This is a genomic window from Streptomyces lincolnensis (assembly GCF_021173675.1).
GTDB classification, from domain to species: domain Bacteria; phylum Actinomycetota; class Actinomycetes; order Streptomycetales; family Streptomycetaceae; genus Streptomyces; species Streptomyces lincolnensis_B.
Genome location: NZ_JAIHON010000005.1, coordinates 385,102 through 401,055, shown reverse-complemented (window position 1 = coordinate 401,055; position 15,954 = coordinate 385,102). Strand labels below are relative to the sequence as shown.

17 protein-coding genes are annotated in these 15,954 nt (G+C 68.3%); 9 read left to right on the top strand and 8 right to left on the bottom strand.

Annotated features, from left to right (window positions below; translation table 11 throughout):
- Positions 1-65: 65 nt before the first annotated feature.
- From K4B79_RS16090 to K4B79_RS16080, 3 genes are all read right to left on the bottom strand, one after another.
- Positions 66-797, bottom strand: a complete 732-nt coding sequence (locus tag K4B79_RS16090) for an SDR family NAD(P)-dependent oxidoreductase (protein WP_232027269.1) — start codon at positions 795-797, stop codon at positions 66-68.
- Positions 798-858: 61 nt separating this feature from the next.
- Complete coding sequence (locus K4B79_RS16085) at positions 859-1,668, bottom strand: siderophore-interacting protein (RefSeq protein ID WP_232027268.1); 810 nt, start codon at positions 1,666-1,668, stop codon at positions 859-861.
- A gap of 23 nt (positions 1,669-1,691) precedes the next feature.
- Positions 1,692-2,264 carry a TetR/AcrR family transcriptional regulator gene (locus K4B79_RS16080; RefSeq protein WP_232027267.1) on the bottom strand — a complete coding sequence of 191 codons (573 nt, stop codon included), beginning with the start codon at positions 2,262-2,264 and terminating at the stop codon, positions 1,692-1,694.
- A 70-nt stretch (positions 2,265-2,334) separates the two neighbouring features.
- Between K4B79_RS16080 and K4B79_RS48290 the strand changes: the two genes are divergently transcribed.
- The gene (locus tag K4B79_RS48290) at positions 2,335-3,594 is read left to right on the top strand and encodes a hypothetical protein (RefSeq protein WP_232027266.1); all 1,260 of its coding nucleotides are present in this window, start codon (positions 2,335-2,337) and stop codon (positions 3,592-3,594) included.
- Between the two features lie 281 nt (positions 3,595-3,875).
- Entirely contained in the window at positions 3,876-4,376 is a 501-nt protein-coding gene (locus K4B79_RS16070; RefSeq protein WP_232027265.1) for a flavin reductase family protein, read from the top strand.
- 220 nt (positions 4,377-4,596) lie between these two features.
- Here the strand turns inward: K4B79_RS16070 and K4B79_RS16065 are convergent, their stop codons facing one another.
- On the bottom strand, positions 4,597-5,508 hold the full coding sequence (locus K4B79_RS16065; RefSeq protein ID WP_232027264.1) for a helix-turn-helix transcriptional regulator: 912 nt from the start codon (positions 5,506-5,508) through the stop codon (positions 4,597-4,599).
- A gap of 142 nt (positions 5,509-5,650) precedes the next feature.
- Between K4B79_RS16065 and K4B79_RS16060 the strand changes: the two genes are divergently transcribed.
- Positions 5,651-6,592 carry an NADP-dependent oxidoreductase gene (locus K4B79_RS16060; protein WP_232027263.1) on the top strand — a complete coding sequence of 314 codons (942 nt, stop codon included), beginning with the start codon at positions 5,651-5,653 and terminating at the stop codon, positions 6,590-6,592.
- A gap of 16 nt (positions 6,593-6,608) precedes the next feature.
- Positions 6,609-7,349, top strand: a complete 741-nt coding sequence (locus K4B79_RS16055; RefSeq protein WP_232027262.1) for an SDR family NAD(P)-dependent oxidoreductase — start codon at positions 6,609-6,611, stop codon at positions 7,347-7,349.
- A 273-nt stretch (positions 7,350-7,622) separates the two neighbouring features.
- On the opposite strand, the gene K4B79_RS16050 is transcribed toward K4B79_RS16055, so the two are convergent.
- The 4 genes from K4B79_RS16050 to K4B79_RS16035 form a co-directional block, all read right to left on the bottom strand.
- Positions 7,623-8,363, bottom strand: coding sequence for a dienelactone hydrolase family protein (locus K4B79_RS16050; protein ID WP_232027261.1), 741 nt, complete (start codon positions 8,361-8,363; stop codon positions 7,623-7,625).
- Positions 8,364-8,562: 199 nt separating this feature from the next.
- Entirely contained in the window at positions 8,563-10,080 is a 1,518-nt protein-coding gene (locus K4B79_RS16045) for an MFS transporter (RefSeq protein ID WP_232027260.1), read from the bottom strand.
- Positions 10,081-10,317: 237 nt separating this feature from the next.
- On the bottom strand, positions 10,318-10,560 hold the full coding sequence (locus K4B79_RS16040) for a nuclear transport factor 2 family protein (RefSeq protein WP_232027259.1): 243 nt from the start codon (positions 10,558-10,560) through the stop codon (positions 10,318-10,320).
- A gap of 91 nt (positions 10,561-10,651) precedes the next feature.
- Positions 10,652-11,593 carry a dioxygenase family protein gene (locus K4B79_RS16035; protein ID WP_232027258.1) on the bottom strand — a complete coding sequence of 314 codons (942 nt, stop codon included), beginning with the start codon at positions 11,591-11,593 and terminating at the stop codon, positions 10,652-10,654.
- Between the two features lie 180 nt (positions 11,594-11,773).
- Between K4B79_RS16035 and K4B79_RS16030 the strand changes: the two genes are divergently transcribed.
- The 5 genes from K4B79_RS16030 to K4B79_RS16010 all read left to right on the top strand — a co-directional run bounded on the left by K4B79_RS16030 (position 11,774) and on the right by K4B79_RS16010 (position 15,873).
- On the top strand, positions 11,774-12,406 hold the full coding sequence (locus K4B79_RS16030; RefSeq protein ID WP_232027257.1) for a TetR/AcrR family transcriptional regulator: 633 nt from the start codon (positions 11,774-11,776) through the stop codon (positions 12,404-12,406).
- A 1,382-nt stretch (positions 12,407-13,788) separates the two neighbouring features.
- Positions 13,789-14,022: a type II toxin-antitoxin system VapB family antitoxin gene (locus tag K4B79_RS16025; protein ID WP_019067000.1), complete on the top strand. Its 234-nt coding sequence runs from the start codon at positions 13,789-13,791 to the stop codon at positions 14,020-14,022.
- Complete coding sequence (locus tag K4B79_RS16020; protein ID WP_057574795.1) at positions 14,019-14,426, top strand: PIN domain nuclease; 408 nt, start codon at positions 14,019-14,021, stop codon at positions 14,424-14,426. The genes K4B79_RS16025 and K4B79_RS16020 overlap by 4 nt, the downstream gene beginning before the upstream one ends.
- Positions 14,427-15,015: 589 nt before the next feature.
- The gene (locus K4B79_RS16015; RefSeq protein WP_232027256.1) at positions 15,016-15,390 is read left to right on the top strand and encodes a hypothetical protein; all 375 of its coding nucleotides are present in this window, start codon (positions 15,016-15,018) and stop codon (positions 15,388-15,390) included.
- 57 nt (positions 15,391-15,447) lie between these two features.
- Complete coding sequence (locus K4B79_RS16010) at positions 15,448-15,873, top strand: hypothetical protein (RefSeq protein WP_232027255.1); 426 nt, start codon at positions 15,448-15,450, stop codon at positions 15,871-15,873.
- Positions 15,874-15,954: the final 81 nt, after the last annotated feature.

Here is a 15,954-nt window from a genome sequence, read left to right as displayed (position 1 = left end):
CGAGGCTCCAGGTGGAGTGGTGCTAAGTGAGGGGCAGTTCGGGACGCGAAGTTGGTGACGGAGGATCAGAGGGCTTTGACCATGCCGCCGTCGATGACGTAGTCGGCGCCGAGGATGTTGCCGGCGACGTCGGAGAGGAGGAATGCGATCAGGGCCGCGACTTCGGCGGGCTCGTTGACGCGACCGCTGGTGATGTTCAGGGCCTGCGGCATCTGCTGAAGGAGCTCTGCCTGCTGGTCGAGCATGGAGGTGCGGGTCACCCCGGGGGTGACGGTGTTGACGCGCACACCCTGGGGGCCGAACTCTTCGGCCAGGGACTTCCCGAGTGAGGTCAGCGCCGCCTTGGCCGCACCGTACGGGGCCGGACCCGAGCCGGGTTGCCGGGCCACGACGGACGAGATGTTGACGATCGCGCCGCGGCGTTCGATCAGGCTGGGCAGCGCGGCCCGGGTGGCTCGGACGGTGCTGAGCAGGTTGAGGTCGAGGAAGCGGGACCACTGGGCGTCATCGGTTTCGAGGAACCCGGGGACGGTCTCTCCGCCTCCGACGTTGTTCACCAGCAGATCGATGCCGCCCAGTTCTGCGAGGGCGCTGTCGATCAGGGCGGTGACGCCGTCGGCGGTGCCCAGGTCCGCCGAGAACGTGAGCGCACCGGTTTCCTTCAGTTCAGGTGTGATGGTGCGGGCGGCACCCAGGACGCGGACGCCTTCGGTGATCAGGGTGCGGACGATGGCCAGTCCGATGCCGCGGCCGGCGCCGGTGACGACCGCTGTCTTCGAGGTGAGATTGAGGTTCACGATGCTCCGTTTCTTGAACTGCCGTACAGACATGGAGAGGAAGAACTGGGGCCGATCCCTCTCAGCCGTGGCTGCTCTTGCCGTGCCGCCAGTAGCCGAGGAAGGAGACGTCGGACTTCGGGACGCCCTGTTCCTTGACCAGGTAGCGCCGTAGGCCTGTGGGAAGTCCGCTCTCGCCCGCCACCCAGCAGTAGATGCGCTGATCCGGGGGGACCTTCCAGGAGGACGTGACCGTTTTCAGGGCCAGCTGTCCGGGGACCGCGGTGTGGTCGTCGCGGGGCAACCAGTGGACGGTGACTCCGGCGGGTGCCGCGACCGGTCGGATGTCCCTGCGGGTGGGGACTTCGATGTAGGCGTCGCCGATGAGATCGGGGGGTGACTGTTCCAGGATGGACAGGAGGGCCGGTACTGCGCTCTCGTCGCCGACGAGCAGCTGGGACTGTGCCGTGGGGAGGTATCCGATGGCTTCGGGAAACAGTCCGACAGGGTCTCCGGGGCGGGCATGCAGGGTGAACGCGGAGGCGGGGCCCGAATCGGCGTGGTCGCCGTGCAGCACGAACTCGATGTCCATTTCGCATGCTTCGGGACGGAACGCGCGCACGGTGTAGAGACGGACCCAGGGGCGGACGGCCGGCCGCATGAGCAGGAACTGGGCCAGCCAGCCGTTGTGCGAGGCGGTCGGCATGGCCAGTTCCCGCTGGCCGTCGCGGCGGAAGAAGAACCGGCACGACTGGTCGACACCCATGGGCTCGAAGTCGGCCAGGTCGGGGCCGTGGAGGGTGAGGGTGATGAAGCTGGGGCTGGTGCGTTCGATGCGGGTGACCTCGGCGCGGTGCATCCTGCGCCGGGTCGGTGACTTGTGTCGGGGCATGCCGGATCTCCCGGTGGAATGGGTCAGGCGGGGTGTGTGAAGGCGGGGAGGAGGATTTCGTCCGTCAGGCGTTCGAGGAACGCGTCGGTGACGGGGACGTCCGCCACGAGAGTCCGGTTGAGCAGCACGCCCTGTGCCAGCTCGCTGAGCCAGGACGGGTCCGTATCGGTACGCAGTTCACTGCGGCCCTGGGCCCGGTCGATGACCTGTTCCCACATCCCGTCGAGGGGCTGGGCGAGCTGACGTTCGGTCGCTTCGCGCAGGTCCGCGTCACGACGGATGGCGTCCACGAGGTTGCGCAGCATCGCGCCGTCCCGCTTGAGCCAGTTACTGACCAGCCGCAGGGCTTCGAAGACGTCGGCGCGGAAACTGCCCTGGTCGGGCACCGTGAAGGAGAAGTCCACCCGGCGGCGTACGGCGTCGATGACCAGTTCGTGCTTGGTCGGCCAGCGTCGGTAGAGGGTCGTCTTGGACACGCCGGCCCTGGCCGCCATGGCGTCGAACGTCAGACGGTCGAATCCGACCTCGCTGAGCAGTTCCACGGCCACATTGAGGATGTGGCGCTCGCGTTCTCTGATCTTCGTTTGGGATTGCATAGTACGAAACTGTAGCGTACTACTGAGGCAAGGCAAGCCTAAGTAAGTACGTGCTGAGGAGAGATGAACCGTGTCACGATCCCCCCACGCCGACGTTCTCCAGCCCTCCCGGGCTGCCGAAGCCGACGCGCCCCGGCCGCCCGCCGAATCCGCGCGCTACCTGGAGCGCATCGACGGCATCCTGCCGCTGCTGAGGACGAACACGCTCAAGGCCGCCGAACTCCGGCGCATGTCCGACGAGAGCATCCGGGCGATGGCGGATGTCGGTGTCTTCCGCGCGGTGCAGCCCCGGCAGTGGGGCGGGCTCGAGGTCGACCCGTCGACCTGGGAGGAGGGGCTGGCCCGGCTTGGTTCGGCGTGTCCGGCCGGCAGCTGGGTCGCCGCACTGCTGGGCGGGCACGCCTGGTACCTCGGGCTGTTCTCCCAGCAGGCCCAGCAGGATGTCTGGGGCGAGAACCCGGACGCCCGCGCCGCTTCCTCCCTCGCTGCCACCGGCAAGGTGGAGCGTGTCGAGGGCGGGTTCCGGCTCACAGGGCGGTGGAGGTTCCTCAGCGGAGTCGACCACGCCCAGTGGGTCCTCCTCGGAGGCGTCATCCCGGACGAGGGCGACGGCCCCGAGTTCCGGACGTTCCTCCTGCCCGCGTTCGACTACGAGATCGACCAGGACAGTTGGCAGGTCGCGGGACTCCAGGGATCCGGCAGCAAGGACGTCACGGTCGACGCCGTCGTCCCGGAGTACCGGACCCTGACCGTCGACGCGCTCTACCACCACACCGAGCCGGGCAAGGCCGTCAACACCGGCCCGATCTTCGACCTGCCCTGGATGTCGATGTGGGCCTACAACATCGCGTCCTGCGCGATCGGCGCCGCGACCGGCGCGCTCGACGCCTTCATCGACGACAACAGGCGCCGCGTGTCGGCCGTGACCGGCGCGGCGGCTACGCAGAACGCGGCCCTCCACACGCGCCTGGCCGAGGCTGTGACCCTGGTCAGGGACACGCGTGCGCGCATCCCGCGCACCTGGGGCCCCATCTATGCCGACGTCGTCGCGGGCACGCCGATCTCTGGCGAGACGCGCGTCCAGGCCCGGTTCGAGGCGTCCCAGGCCATCGGCCAGTGCCTTGCCGCAGTCACCAAGGTGTTCGAGATCGGCGGTGGTGCCGTACTCGGCAGCGACAAGCTGTTCCAGCACTACCTGCGCGACCTGATGGGTATGCGCAACCACCCCATCGGGATCTACGAGAACCATGCCGGCCTGTACGCCACCACGCTCTTCGGAGCCCCGGTGGAACTGCCGTTCACCAAAGCGCACATCGGCTGCGTGCTCTGAGGCCGACACAGCCTTCATCGGCGTGGGCTCGTCCGGGCTCAGCAACTTCACCAGGACATGCGATCCGCATCCGCAACGCTGAGCCCGGACCTGTCCAAGCCACCTCGCACGCCTTGTCGATCGCGGTCGGTTGGCCGACTCCGTAACTGCCGGAGCGCCGCCGGGAGTCGCCTTCGACGGCGCCACCTCGACCTGAGCCCGCAACCCGAACCCCATCGCCTTCCTGCGCACCACGCGCACGAGGCTCGATCTTCATCACGCAGGTGGGAGCGAACGCTCTTATGACAGACATCATCAGCACTGAAACTCGCCGCTTTCGGGAGGCCATGGCCTCTTTCCCTTCCGGCGTCACTATCGTCACCACCGTCGACGATGCCGGGCAGTGGCGCGGCTTCACGGCGACCTCGTTCTGCTCGGTCTCCATGGAACCCCCGCTGATCCTGGTGTGCCTGGCGGCCAGCGCCGAATGCCACCCCGCCTTCACCAGCGCCGAACGCTGGCTCGTCCACGTCATCACCGACGAGCACACCGAACTCGCCCTGCAGTTCGCCACCCGGGGTGCCGACAAGTTCGCCCATCCCGGCTTCGTCGCCAACGAGCACGGACTTCCCATGCTCGACGGCGCCGCTGTCACCCTCGAATGCAGCACCTACGAGATCCACCCGGCTGGCGACCACGCGATCCTTCTCGGCCGCGTCGACAACGTTCGCCGCGCCGAGGGCACCCCAACCCTCTATTACCGGAGCGACTTCCATCCCCTTGAACCCGTCCCAGGACGATGAAAGTCCGCCAGAAACAGAGTGGATGAACCAGGCCCGGGTGTCTCAGAAGCCTTCCGTTTACGTTCGACAGGCTTGATCAGTTGAACGCCGTCCCTGTTCGAGACTTCGACGCCGAGTTCACCTCCCGAACGACCGGGCAACGGGCGACCAGCGGTAACCACGCGCTGTATCGCTTTGCCGACGGACGCATCCGCCGCCTTGGCGTCTACTACAAGGACGCTCAGGCGGTTGCCGAGCTTGCCTCCCCGTCGGACTCCGGTGCTGCGGCGGAAACGTCCTGACCGGCCGTGTCGGGTCGGTTGGCGACCCAGCTCAGCAGCATCCCGAGGGCTTCAGCCGTTGATGAGCCGAGCCGCGGCAGGTAGGTGAGCAGTGTGCGATCGGGACGGGCGGGCACGGTCAGCATGTGGTAGTCGAATTCGAGCGTGCCGACGACCGGGTGCACGATACGGGCGACGCCCAACCGCTTCTCCCGTACGTCGCCGGTCGCCCACAGCTGCCGAAACGGCTCGCTGCGGATGGCCAGCTCACCGACCAGCGTCGCCAGCTTGGCGTCGTCGGGTCGGCGTCCCGTCAGCAGGCGCAACTGCGCGACCGTCTCGGCAGCGATTGCCTCCCAGTTCGCGTACCGTGATCGGGCCTCGGGGTGCAGGAAGAGCTCTCGCGCCGCGTTGCGGGGCTGCGGCATGCTGCTTACTGCGAACACGGCCTCGGCCGCGGCGTTGGCCGCCACGATGTCGAGGTGGGCGTCGAGCAGCAGTGCGGGCGCGTCTCCGATGGCCTCCAGCAGCCGGACCAGCGGCTCGTCGGACACTACTCCCGATGCCCGTTGTGTGGCTCTCGCCTCGGCGCCGAGGCGACTCGGGCGAGCCAGGTTGCGAAGGTGCTCGGTCTCGATGTCGGAGAGGGAGAGCGCCTGTGCGACGGCGTTGAGGACCTGGTCGGAGACGTGCGCGGTGCGCCCCTGTTCCAGGCGTTGGTAATAGTCCGGGCTGACACCGGCGAGCAGGGCGACCTCCTCGCGTCGCAGCCCCGGTACCCGCCGCCGGGTGAGGCTGGGGGGCAGCCCCGCCTGTTCAGGCGTGATGCGCTCGCGTCGGGTTCGCAGGAACGCACCGATAGTCGTCTCCACCCCATCGACGGTACGCCGCTGGTGGCAGACCTGCCTGGCCCTGCTGGACCCAGGTAACAGCGGACCTTCCTCGAACCTCATCGGTGGACCAACGTCGGACCTGCGGTTCCACACGGGACGCCCAGAGAGGAAGACAGGACAGATGCGTGCAGCAGTAGTCAGAGAGTTCGGCGGCCCCGAGGCGATCGAGATCGTCGACGTGGCGACACCCGAACCGGGGCCCGGAGAGGTCCTGGTCAAGGTGGCCGCCGCCACCGTCAACTTCGCCGACGTCATCGTGCGCACGGGGCTCAACATTCAGTACGGCGCGACCGGAGCGCGCCCGCAGTTCGGCCTCGGCACGGATGTGGCCGGCACCGTCGCTGCCCTCGGCGAGGGTGTCACCAGGTTCGCCGTCGGGGACGCCGTCCTCGGCACTCAGGAGCGGCTGGACCGGCCGCTCGGGACTCAGGCCGAGTACGTCGTACTGGAAGAGTGGGAACTCGCCCCGGCGCCGAGTGGCACCGACCTGGTGCACCTGGCCACGGTCGGGCTGAACGCCACCACCGCCGACCAGGCGCTGGACGCGTTGGCCTTGGAGCCGGGGCAGTGGCTGCTGGTGTCGGGCGCCGCCGGTGGGGTGGGGCTCTTCACGGTCGAGCTTGCGCGGCTGCGGGGGCTGAGGGTGATCGCCCAGGCCGGGGCGGCCGACGAGAAGCTCGTCCTGGAGGCCGGCGCGGAGCTTTTCGTCTCGCGCGACGACGACCTGGTGCCCACGGTGCGCCAGCTGGTGCCCGGTGGCGTGGACGGCGCGGTGGACGCGGCCAACCTGGCCGCCGGGACGGCCGACGCCGTACGCCACGGCGGTGCGTTCGTGTCGCTGCTCAACTCCGCGCCCATGGCACGCCGCCAGGTGCGGATGACCAATCTGGCCTGGCACACCGACGCCGAGCGCCTGGCCAAGCTGGCCGCCTACGCGGGCGCCGGCCTGATCAGCCTGCGGGTGGCCCAGACCTATCCGCTGGAGCAGATCGCCGATGCCCACCAGGCCCTCGCCGAGGGCGGGCTCCGAGGCCGGATCGTCCTGGTCCCGGACCATGAGTGAGAGCAGCGTTGCCGCGATGAAGCGATTCGAGGGGCGCACGGTGGTCGTCACCGGGGGCTCCACCGGCCTGGGACTCGGCGCCGCCGAACGGTTCGTCGCCGAGGGCGCCACCGTCTACCTCGTCGGCCGTCGACAGTCCGAGCTCGACGCAGCGGTCGCCCGACTGGGCCCTGCCGCGGTCGCCGTCCGCGCCGACGTGACCGTCAACGACGATCTCGACCGGCTCTACGCCACGCTTGCCGAGGCCGACGGGCAGGTGGACGTGGTGGTCGCCAACGCCGGCGCACCGTCATTCGGCACCATCGAGACCTACACGGGCGAAGAGCTCGACGCGTCGTACGCCCTCAACCTGCGAGCCGTGGCATTCACCGTTCAGAAGGCACTGCCCTTGATGCCCGAGGGCGGATCGATCGTCCTGGTGAGCTCCATCGAGGGGGAGCGGGGCAGCCCCGGTCTCGGGGCCTACGCCGCCATGAAGTCCGCCCAGCAGTCCATGGCCCGCACCTGGGCCAACGAGCTGCGCGAGCGACGCATCCGAGTCAATGCCATCAGTCCCGGCGTGGTCTACACACACGCCTACGAGGCAGCGGGGGTGAACCGCGAGCAGGCCGAGGCCGTCATACCCCTCATACCCGCTGGGCGACTCGGTCTGGAATCGGAGATCGCTGCCGCCATCGCCTTCCTTGCCTCCGAGGACGCCTCGTTCGTCAACGGTGCCAACCTGGTGGTCGACGGCGGGCAGACAGAGATTGTCTGAGCCCGTCGTTCAACCTCGTCTCCGTTGGAGATGAGGTTGGGGCGGGACGTTGAGTCAACCACGACGTGCGGGCCGAGCGGCGGGTCCTTGCTCTCCGGGCATGGACCCGCGAAGCAGCAGGTGAGCAGTCCGCCGACGAAGAGCGTCGCCATGTCGGCCTCGTATTACGGGTGGCTACGGGTGTGCAGTGCCAGAGCGCAGAGAATCCCCGTGTCGGCCGCCAGGAAAGCAGCGCGGTGCGTGGGTCTCCCGGTCGGCCTTCGGTCGGGGCGGTCACACATCGGTCAGGTGTTCGGCGAAGAACGTCTCGATGCGGCGCCAGGCGTCGGCGGCGGACTCCGGCTCGGGTCCCATCCCCGCGATCCGGGTGAGGGGGCGCAGCAGGCGCGGGGCGTTCTCGGCGTCGTTGAGGAAGGAGTGCCCGGCTGCCGGGTACTCCTTCACGTCGTGAGGTACGCCGGCTGCTGTCAGTGCGGACTCCAGTCTGGCCGCGGCCCCTTTGAGCGTGCGGTCGCGACCGCCGTAGCTGGCCACCACCGGGCAGGACTCGGCGAGGGCATGCTCTGCGTCCTTGGGCACGACGCCGTAGTTGACGGAGGCCGCGTCGAAAGTGCCTCGTCCCGCCGCGACCAGGGCGAAGCTGCCGCCCATGCAGAAGCCGATGACACCGACCCGTCCGGTGCAGTCGGGGTGTTCGGCCAGTGTCTGCCGAGCGGCTTCCAGGTCTGCCCAGGCGCGGCCTCGGCCCGACGTCGCGGCGCGCATCGTGGGTACCAGGCAGCGGCGGACGCCGCCGTCGGCGAACAGGTTCGGCATCAGGGTCAGGTAGCCGGCCTGCGCGAGACGTTCGGTCTGCCGGAGCATGACGTCGTCCACTCCCAGGGCCTCGTGGACGACGACGACACCGGGCCAGGGGCCGGTGCCCTCGGGGTGGGCGAGATGGCCGGGCAGCCGGCGGGAACCGCCGAGGGACGTGCTGAGTTCGGTCAGGTCGACCGGGGCGGGCGTGGGCATCGTGTTCTCCAGGTCGGGGATGCGGAGGCAGGGAAGGGGACCGGACTGCGGGAATGTGTCCGAGGGTGAACCCAACCGGCCGGGCCAGAGTCAGGACGCAGAGCCCGCGGTCAGGAAGGGGAGGACCAGTTGTTCGAAGGCAATGACACCAGGAAGCCGCGGCGCAGACTTCTGCCCGGGGCTCCACAGTGCGGCAGGCTCAGTCGGCCGGGGACGGGGAGGGATTGCGTGAGTCCGTCTCTGGCGCGGGCCGGGGTGTTGAGGGTGTGTCCTCGGCGTGGCCGGGAGGGCCGGTCTCCTTGTGGCTGCTCGGTGTCTGGGGGCGGTTGCGGGGCCGCGGTATGAACAGGGTGACGGTGGAGGCGACCAGTACGCCGGCGGCGGCAATGGTGAAGGACACGGTGTAGGCGTGGGCGGTGGGCTGTGGGCCCGTGGCACTGGAGCTGTTGGCGAGGACGGCGGCGATGACCTGGGTGCCGAGCGAGGCACCGATCGCACGCACCAGGGTGTTGATGCCGGTTGCCTCTCCGGTCCGGGCGGGCTCGACCGCGTCGACGATGAGGTTCGGCATGGCGGCGTACGACATGCCGATTCCGGTGAAGGCGAGCGTGGTGAAGGCCAGTACGGCGTGCTGGGAGTCGTGATTCACGGCGAGGAGAAGAAGCCCGGTGCCGGTGATCAGGCTGCCCAGGGCGAGGGGCGTTCTGCCGCCGAAGCGGGCGCTGAGGAAGCCTGAGAACGGGCCGGCGGCCAGCATGGTCAGGGAGCCGGGCAGCATGACCAGTCCCGCCAAAGTCGCGTCGCCCCCGAAGCCGTATCCGGATGCTGTCGGGGTCTGGATCAGCTGGGGCACCAGCAGGAACACCCCGAACTGCCCGAAGCCGACCAGCAGACTCGCCAGGTTGGTCATCAGCACCGGCCCCCGCCCCAGGACGCCCATGTCGATCAGCGGATCGGCCGTGCGGCGCTCCACCACTACCAGGATGACCAGGACGACCAGTCCGGCGGCGATCGGTCCCAGGACCAGGCCGCTGCTCCAGCCCCACTCGTTGGCCCGGCTGATGGCGATCAGCGGGGCGGTGATGCCGACAGCCAGCAGCAAGGTGCCCGGCAGGTCGACCCGGCCCGGGGTGCGGTTCACCGACCCGGGGAGCAGCGTGTGCACGGCGACAGCCGACAGCAGCGCCAGCAGGGTGCCGGTCCAGAAGATCCAGCGGTACGAGGCGTGATCGACCAGCAAGCCGCCCATCAGGAGCCCGATGCCCCCGCCGACGCCCACGACGGCCGACACGAGTCCCAGGGCGCCGGCTCGTCGCTTGTCGGGAAAGTTGTCGCGGATGATGCCGAAGCACAGCGGGAGGATGCCGCCGCCCGCGCCCATCACCACCCGCCCGGCGATCACGAGGCCCAGACCGTCGGCCGACGCGGCCATGGTCCCACCCATGGCGAACAGGGCCAGCACGACCACAAGCAGGCGCCGCTTGCCGAACATGTCGCCCAGCCGGCCCATCACCGGGGTGAGTACCGCAGCAGACACCAGGAAGCCGGTGAACGCCCAGGTCACATCCTGGGTCCTGCTGTGCAGTGAGGCGGCGATGTCGGGCAGGGCCGGCGCGATGGACGTCTGCGCCAGGGCATAGGACATCGCTGCCAGGCCCAGGACCGCCAGCGTGCGGCCGACAGACGGTTCGTCGGGAGGGGATGCCGCGTGGTCCATGTCTCAACTTCCTCGTCGGCCCCGGGGACCGACAGCGGTTCGGGGGCCAGGGCTCTTCGGCTCGGCGCGTCGCTCCGGCGCTCTTGGCGGTCGGCGGGGTCACGTCTGCGGGAGCCTGAGCGTCTGCGGAGTCGCGTTGCGTCACCTTCCGCGTTCGGCTGGAGAGCGTTCATGTTTCGGTGCTCGAACAGCCAACCGGCGCCTGTCCTGACGAGCTGGCGATGACGTTGTCGGTCGTTACATGCACATGGGAGAGGAGACGGCCGGTCTTCCCGCAGCCGATCTTGACGGGCTTGCCGTGATCCTGTCGTCGGACCAGGCCGCGATGGCCGCACTGCCCTCGAAACGTGTGTCCGTCTTCAGTACGCCGTTCTCGGTGAAGGTCGCGGCGGCCTCGGCACCGCGTAGCCGGTCGACCATGTGGCTGAAGTGTGCGCTGAGGCCACGGATGGCCGACTTGCCGGCAGCCCTGTCGGGCATACGGATCCTCCTTCAACGGTCCGCGTGGGCCCAGGCGGAGGGCGGTATCGCATCTGCACTCCGCCTGGGCCCACCAGAGGACGCGGAACGCTCAGACCGCCGGAGCCGCCGGGCGCAGCACGTAGTCGATGGTCATGGTGTGGTAAGGCGTGTCCAGGCCGCGGGCCTTGAAGTCGGCCGGGTCGTCATGGAGCTGCGTGTCGTACACGGAGGACGCGGGCGTCGTGCGGGGATCGAAGGTCTTGCCGATGAACGGGTCGTCGGAGAAGTGGGTCTGCGTGGTGAGCGGGTGGAAGCCGGCGGCGCTGACGATCGCGTGGATGTGCAGCGGGCGGGCCTCGACCCGTCCCAGCTTCTTGAAGAACCCGTCCAGCGGGCCGCCCTCGCGCAGGCCGAGCCACTCGATACCGGGCATGACCTGCCAGTACTCGTAGCGCCCCTCGTCGTCCGTGAGCATCTTGCCGCGCAGGTTGAACGGGGGCAGACTCTCGTCGAGGGGGAAGTCCATCGGCTGGATCATCTCCCGGGTCATGTTCGAGTAGTCGCCGGCTTTGTTGGCCGTCCAGATGTCGATCTCGGCGCCCACGATCGGCTCGCCGCTCGTGGAGCGCACCTGCCCGGACACGAGGAGCGGCTCACCGGGCTCGTCGGGGCGCATGGGCAGCTTGTAGGGGCGTTCCAGGAGCGGAGCGCCGGGGACATAGGCCGGCCCCGTGGGCACATACGTGCTCGCACCGTCCTTCTCCGGATTCGCGTATGCGCGGCCCTCGTTGGCCATGATCACGCCCCACCCGAAGTAGAAGAAGGACGCGAGCATGAGCTCGTCGGCCTCGGCGAGGTCCTGGAGAAAGGCGATGGCCTGCTGGAACTCCTCCTGGGTGACGTCGTGCTTGATGATCAGGTCCTCGATCGTCGGCTGGAGGTCGTTGAAGACGGCCTGGAGCCTGGTGTTCTCCGGTGTGCTCATCGGGGTCCTTCCGTTGTTCTCGGTCCGGTCCGTGCCCAGATCGTGGGTGCCCGCGGTTCGGGACATGGCGCACAGCCCCGTTCGGGTGCGAGAAACTTCGTTTACGGTGTTCACTGACTTGGTGAACACCGTAAACCATCTGACCGGAGAGCGGAACCCGAGGTAATGGACTCAGTGGCTTTTTCGACAGCGGCGCGGGGCCTGGATACTGTCCCCGTCACAGCGATCGGGAAGGGTGAGGTGCCGATGAGTGCTGCGCAGGGCACGGTGAAGCGGGTCCCGAACCGCTGGGGCGAGGGGCAGCGGCTCCGTGAGGAGATCCTGCACGCGGCTTCCCGCCTGCTGGAGGAGACCGGGAGCCCCGAGGGCATCTCGCTGCGCGCTGTCGCCCGCGAGGCGGGAGTGACCGCGCCGGCGATCTACAAGCACTTCAAGGACAAGACCGAGCTGATGTGGACACTGCTCGACACCGTCAACGCCACCATCGCCGAAAGAATGCGAGCCGCACGGCAGTCCGCTCCCGCCGAGGACACCTGGGCCGGCCTGCGCGCCACCGTCGACGCCTACTGCGACTTCGCCCTCGACGAACCGCGCCGGTACGAACTCCTCTTCCGCGTCGGTCCTTCGCTTCCCTCACGGCCGGAATCCGTCCCCCACCCCATGCAACCCGTACTGGACGCCTGGCGCGAGGCCGTCGCGCCCTATTTGCGCGAGACGGAGGAGGTGCGCGTCACGGACGACGAGCGGCTGGCCAAGGTGCTGTGGAGCGCGCTGCACGGCCAGTTCGGGCTGTGGTGGAACGTGTCGGACATAACCGATGCATCTGAACTCGTAGGTGCGCGGGAATCCTTGCTGCTCGCCGTCTTCGGCCGCCAGTGACGCATCGCGGTGCGACCGCGAACCGGCCACCGCTCCTCACCCGGCGAGGCGTTCAACGCCTGGATTTTCGACGAGCGGATCCTCTTCACCCCGGCTCGCCGCTGGCGTCACCAGACGCCCAGAGTGCACCGCCTCGCAAGCCCCTCGGCTGTCCCGTTGTCCTCTTCGTGTTTCCGGAATGGATCTGCGCGCCTCCGGGCACGGCACCGTCATCTGTGGTGCAAGGTGATGGTGACCGCTGGGCGGCGGTGGCTGGCGCGTTCACCAGGGGCTGTGCTGCCGTACGGGGTGATGCATGACCGCACCTTGCGCGGGCACCGGCGAGACCGACCTGCGTGGTGGCCATGCGCGTGTCGACGCGGATGGGCTGTTTGCCGGCTGTTTGCCGGCGAGGTCCAGCCCTCAGATGGCGGATGCCGTATGGCAAACCGGCTCATGGATGTGGTGGTTGTCGGCCGCCCGCCTGTCATGCTGATCAAGCCTGAGGGACTGCCGAGCCTTTGCTGGCCCGGGTCGCGTCCTCCCAGCTCAGCAGCAGACGCAGGGCCTCGGCGGAGTGGAGTCCGGTTCGGTGTGGTGGGTGACCAGGATCCGTTCCGTGCCGTCGTTGAGGGTGACCGACTCGAGGTTCAGGGTCAGGTCGCCGACCGGGGGTGGTAGAGCTGTTCAGCTCCACCCTGCGAAGGGTCTACGTCGCTGTTGGTTGAGACGCTGTCGGGGCGCCGATGGTCATAGAGGCTCCGTTCCGATCACCGGGGTGAAGCCTCTGCGCGTTGGTAGGTGAATCCGCTGCGGGCGAGTTCGAGGCGCACTCCGGAGCTGGGGCGATCGTCTCGGAAGCTGGTTGGGCTTGTCCTTCCAGGACGTGTTCTGGACGCAGGTTGGACACAAGGATCGGAAAAGGCTGACAAGGGCCGAGAAGGGGTGAGGCGCCGAAACCCTTCTGAGCTGGGAAAACGACCAAGATGGGCACTGATCGACAAGGGTCGCCAAGATCCTCAAAGGACTCATAATCCGTCGGCCGTGGGTTCGAGTCCCACCCGCCCCACCACTCGCTACGCGAGGAGAAACCTTCTGACCAGGCATTTTCCTGGCTGGGGCGAGGGTGTGGGGGTCCTGGCGATCCCGTGATGATCATGACTCCATGAGCGCCTGGACAAATTCTGGACGCTGATTCCGGTTAAGTCGGGCATGACGTCTATGCGGTATTTCATGTCGACGTCGAGCGGGTCTCCGTCGGCTCGCCCGTGGCGGGAAGCGACCCATGGGAGCGCCCCGACGTCCAGCGCACTTCCCTCGCGTGGTCTGTTTGTGATCGGTGGCTGCGCCCAATGTTGGTGATGTATCTTGGGTGCATACATCGTGGATGCTGGAGGTGTCCGATGTCCGTCACGCAGATTGATCTCGACGACGAGGCGCTGGCCGAGGCCATGCGGCTCATGGGCGTCACGACGAAGAAGGAGACCGTCAACACGGCCCTTCGGGACTACGTGGCGCGGATCAAGCGGCTTGAGGCGGCGGAGAAGCTGGCGGCGCGGGGTGCGCGTGGAGAGTTCGAGCAGGCCGCGGCGGCGCATGACGCGGAGAAGCGTGCGCGACGCGAGGCCTTCGAGTGATCACGTATCTGGTGGACACCTCGGCTCTGTGGCACCTGTTTCGCACCCCAGGCGCATTGCGGCCCTGGGAGGGACACATCGCCGCCGGGGTGTTCCACCTCTGCGAGCCGACACGTGCAGAATTTCTCTACTCGGCAACCAGCCCGTCCCATCGGGATGAACTCGCAGAGGAACTGGACGCGCTCTGCTTGCTCTCTCCGGTTCCGAAGAACGCCTGGCGTTGGGTCGACACCGCCCAGTACAAACTGACCCAGCAAGGCCAGCATCGGGCGGCTGGGGCGATCGATCTGTTGGTGTGTGCGACGGCTGTGCACCATGGGCACACGGTTCTCCATGTGGACAACGACTTCGTGACGGTGGCCGGAGTCCTCAAGGAAGTGCAGCAGCGAGACGCACGAGCCTGATCTCCGGAGGCAGGATCACGTCTGTCGGCTTCTCGAAGACAGTTCTGTCGTGGGCCGTGCACCGCGGTCCTGCGCTCACGGTGCGGCCGTGAAGGGTTCGTCGCGCGGGGCGTCCCTGAGCAGTTGACCTGTGCCTGCTTCGGAACCGGCACAGCATCTACGCCGCCTTCGGCAACAAGGAGGAGCTGTTCCGCAAGGCCGTAGACCGCTGCGGGTCCGAGTCCAGGACTGGTTCGGACCCTCGGGCCGGACCGCGCGCCTGGTCTCCTCGGGCAGACACTTGTAGGACTTCACCGACGCGCCGGTATCCCTCATCAACCTCGCCACCGTCCGCGACATCGCACGCGTCGCGGAGACCCTGCTCGATCCACGGCGATTCAGGGCCAACCTCTACGTCGACGGCCTGCCCGCCTGGGCGGAGTTCGGGATCCCCGCCGCCCACTTCGGGCACCTCTACTGCGGGGTCTACGCGCGGGTCGGCACACCGGGCACCGCCAAGGTCGGCGAGCAGGTGCACGTCGCCTGCTCACCTGCGCGAGCCAGGGACTGAGCCGGGCGGAGATCGCGTCGGCGCCACGGATGGCCACGGATGGCCACGGTGACCTCGGTGAGCCGGCCGGCCACCACCGCCACGCGCATCGAGTTCGGGGACCCCGGCCCCGTCTTCGCGGCAGCGCGTCCCGGTCAGTACCTCCGGGCGCACCGCACGGAACTGGACGCTCCCGGCCGGCGTAACCACACCATCAGCCGCGCCGGTGGCGGACGCACCCGCATCACCGCCCGGTACCGCGAGGACGGCGTCGTGTCACCGCGGCTGTCCGGCCTGCGCGAGGGCGAGCACTTCCCCGTCACCGGCCCGTTCGGGGACGCCGTCATCGACCCGGCCGAGCACCGCCCGCTCCATGAGCATCCCGCTTGCGGGTTCGCTGCGGAGGCGGACGCCCGGCCCTCGGGGTTGACGTGATGGGAGCACCGGCAACGTGAAACACGGGCGAAACGGGTGTTTCCTAGACTCCGCCGCGTGCACCTCACAGTCCTTGACGCCCCTACCGAGTGGAGCCGGTTCACCGAGGGGTCCATCGAACGCCGAATGTTGCTGGCGCTCGGCGACCGGCTCGGCGTCAGCCTGCGTCCGAAGCCGCTCATGCTGCCCGATCACAGCCGCGTCGAGGTCGAGGGAATCGATGCCGCGGGGCGTGTGCTCGTCCAGCTTGTCAGCAACCAGGGCGCCTACAAGCCCGCCTACCGCAACAAGGTCATGGCGGACATGTTCAAGCTGCTCTGGCTTCGGGACTCGGTGCCGACCACCGAGCGCACGGTGCTCCTCGTCACCGAGCTGATCGTGCAGGCTCTCGGCGGCTGGGTGGCACGCGCGGCGGCGGACCTCGGGATCGAGGTCTACGTCTTCGACGGCAACACGGTCGTCACACTGGGCAGTCGAACGTAAAGTCCGCGAAACATGGTGCGGTCAAAGGGTGAAACACGGGGCTCCTAGTGTCGGGAGCACCTAAGCGGATTTCCGCGTCGC

What these genes read in the sequence shown, in the direction of transcription:
- K4B79_RS16070 (WP_232027265.1), top strand. Translation starts at nt 3,876, where the DNA reads ATGACAGACATCATCAGCACTGAAACTCGCCGCTTTCGGGAGGCCATG.
- K4B79_RS16030 (WP_232027257.1), top strand. Translation starts at nt 11,774, where the DNA reads ATGAGTGCTGCGCAGGGCACGGTGAAGCGGGTCCCGAACCGCTGGGGC.
- K4B79_RS16055 (WP_232027262.1), top strand. Translation starts at nt 6,609, where the DNA reads ATGAAGCGATTCGAGGGGCGCACGGTGGTCGTCACCGGGGGCTCCACC.
- K4B79_RS16060 (WP_232027263.1), top strand. Translation starts at nt 5,651, where the DNA reads ATGCGTGCAGCAGTAGTCAGAGAGTTCGGCGGCCCCGAGGCGATCGAG.
- K4B79_RS16025 (WP_019067000.1), top strand. Translation starts at nt 13,789, where the DNA reads ATGTCCGTCACGCAGATTGATCTCGACGACGAGGCGCTGGCCGAGGCC.
- K4B79_RS16050 (WP_232027261.1), bottom strand. Translation starts at nt 8,363, where the DNA reads ATGCCCACGCCCGCCCCGGTCGACCTGACCGAACTCAGCACGTCCCTC.
- K4B79_RS16080 (WP_232027267.1), bottom strand. Translation starts at nt 2,264, where the DNA reads ATGCAATCCCAAACGAAGATCAGAGAACGCGAGCGCCACATCCTCAAT.
- K4B79_RS16045 (WP_232027260.1), bottom strand. Translation starts at nt 10,080, where the DNA reads ATGGACCACGCGGCATCCCCTCCCGACGAACCGTCTGTCGGCCGCACG.
- K4B79_RS16040 (WP_232027259.1), bottom strand. Translation starts at nt 10,560, where the DNA reads ATGCCCGACAGGGCTGCCGGCAAGTCGGCCATCCGTGGCCTCAGCGCA.
- K4B79_RS16085 (WP_232027268.1), bottom strand. Translation starts at nt 1,668, where the DNA reads ATGCCCCGACACAAGTCACCGACCCGGCGCAGGATGCACCGCGCCGAG.
- K4B79_RS16015 (WP_232027256.1), top strand. Translation starts at nt 15,016, where the DNA reads ATGGCCACGGTGACCTCGGTGAGCCGGCCGGCCACCACCGCCACGCGC.
- K4B79_RS16035 (WP_232027258.1), bottom strand. Translation starts at nt 11,593, where the DNA reads ATGTCCCGAACCGCGGGCACCCACGATCTGGGCACGGACCGGACCGAG.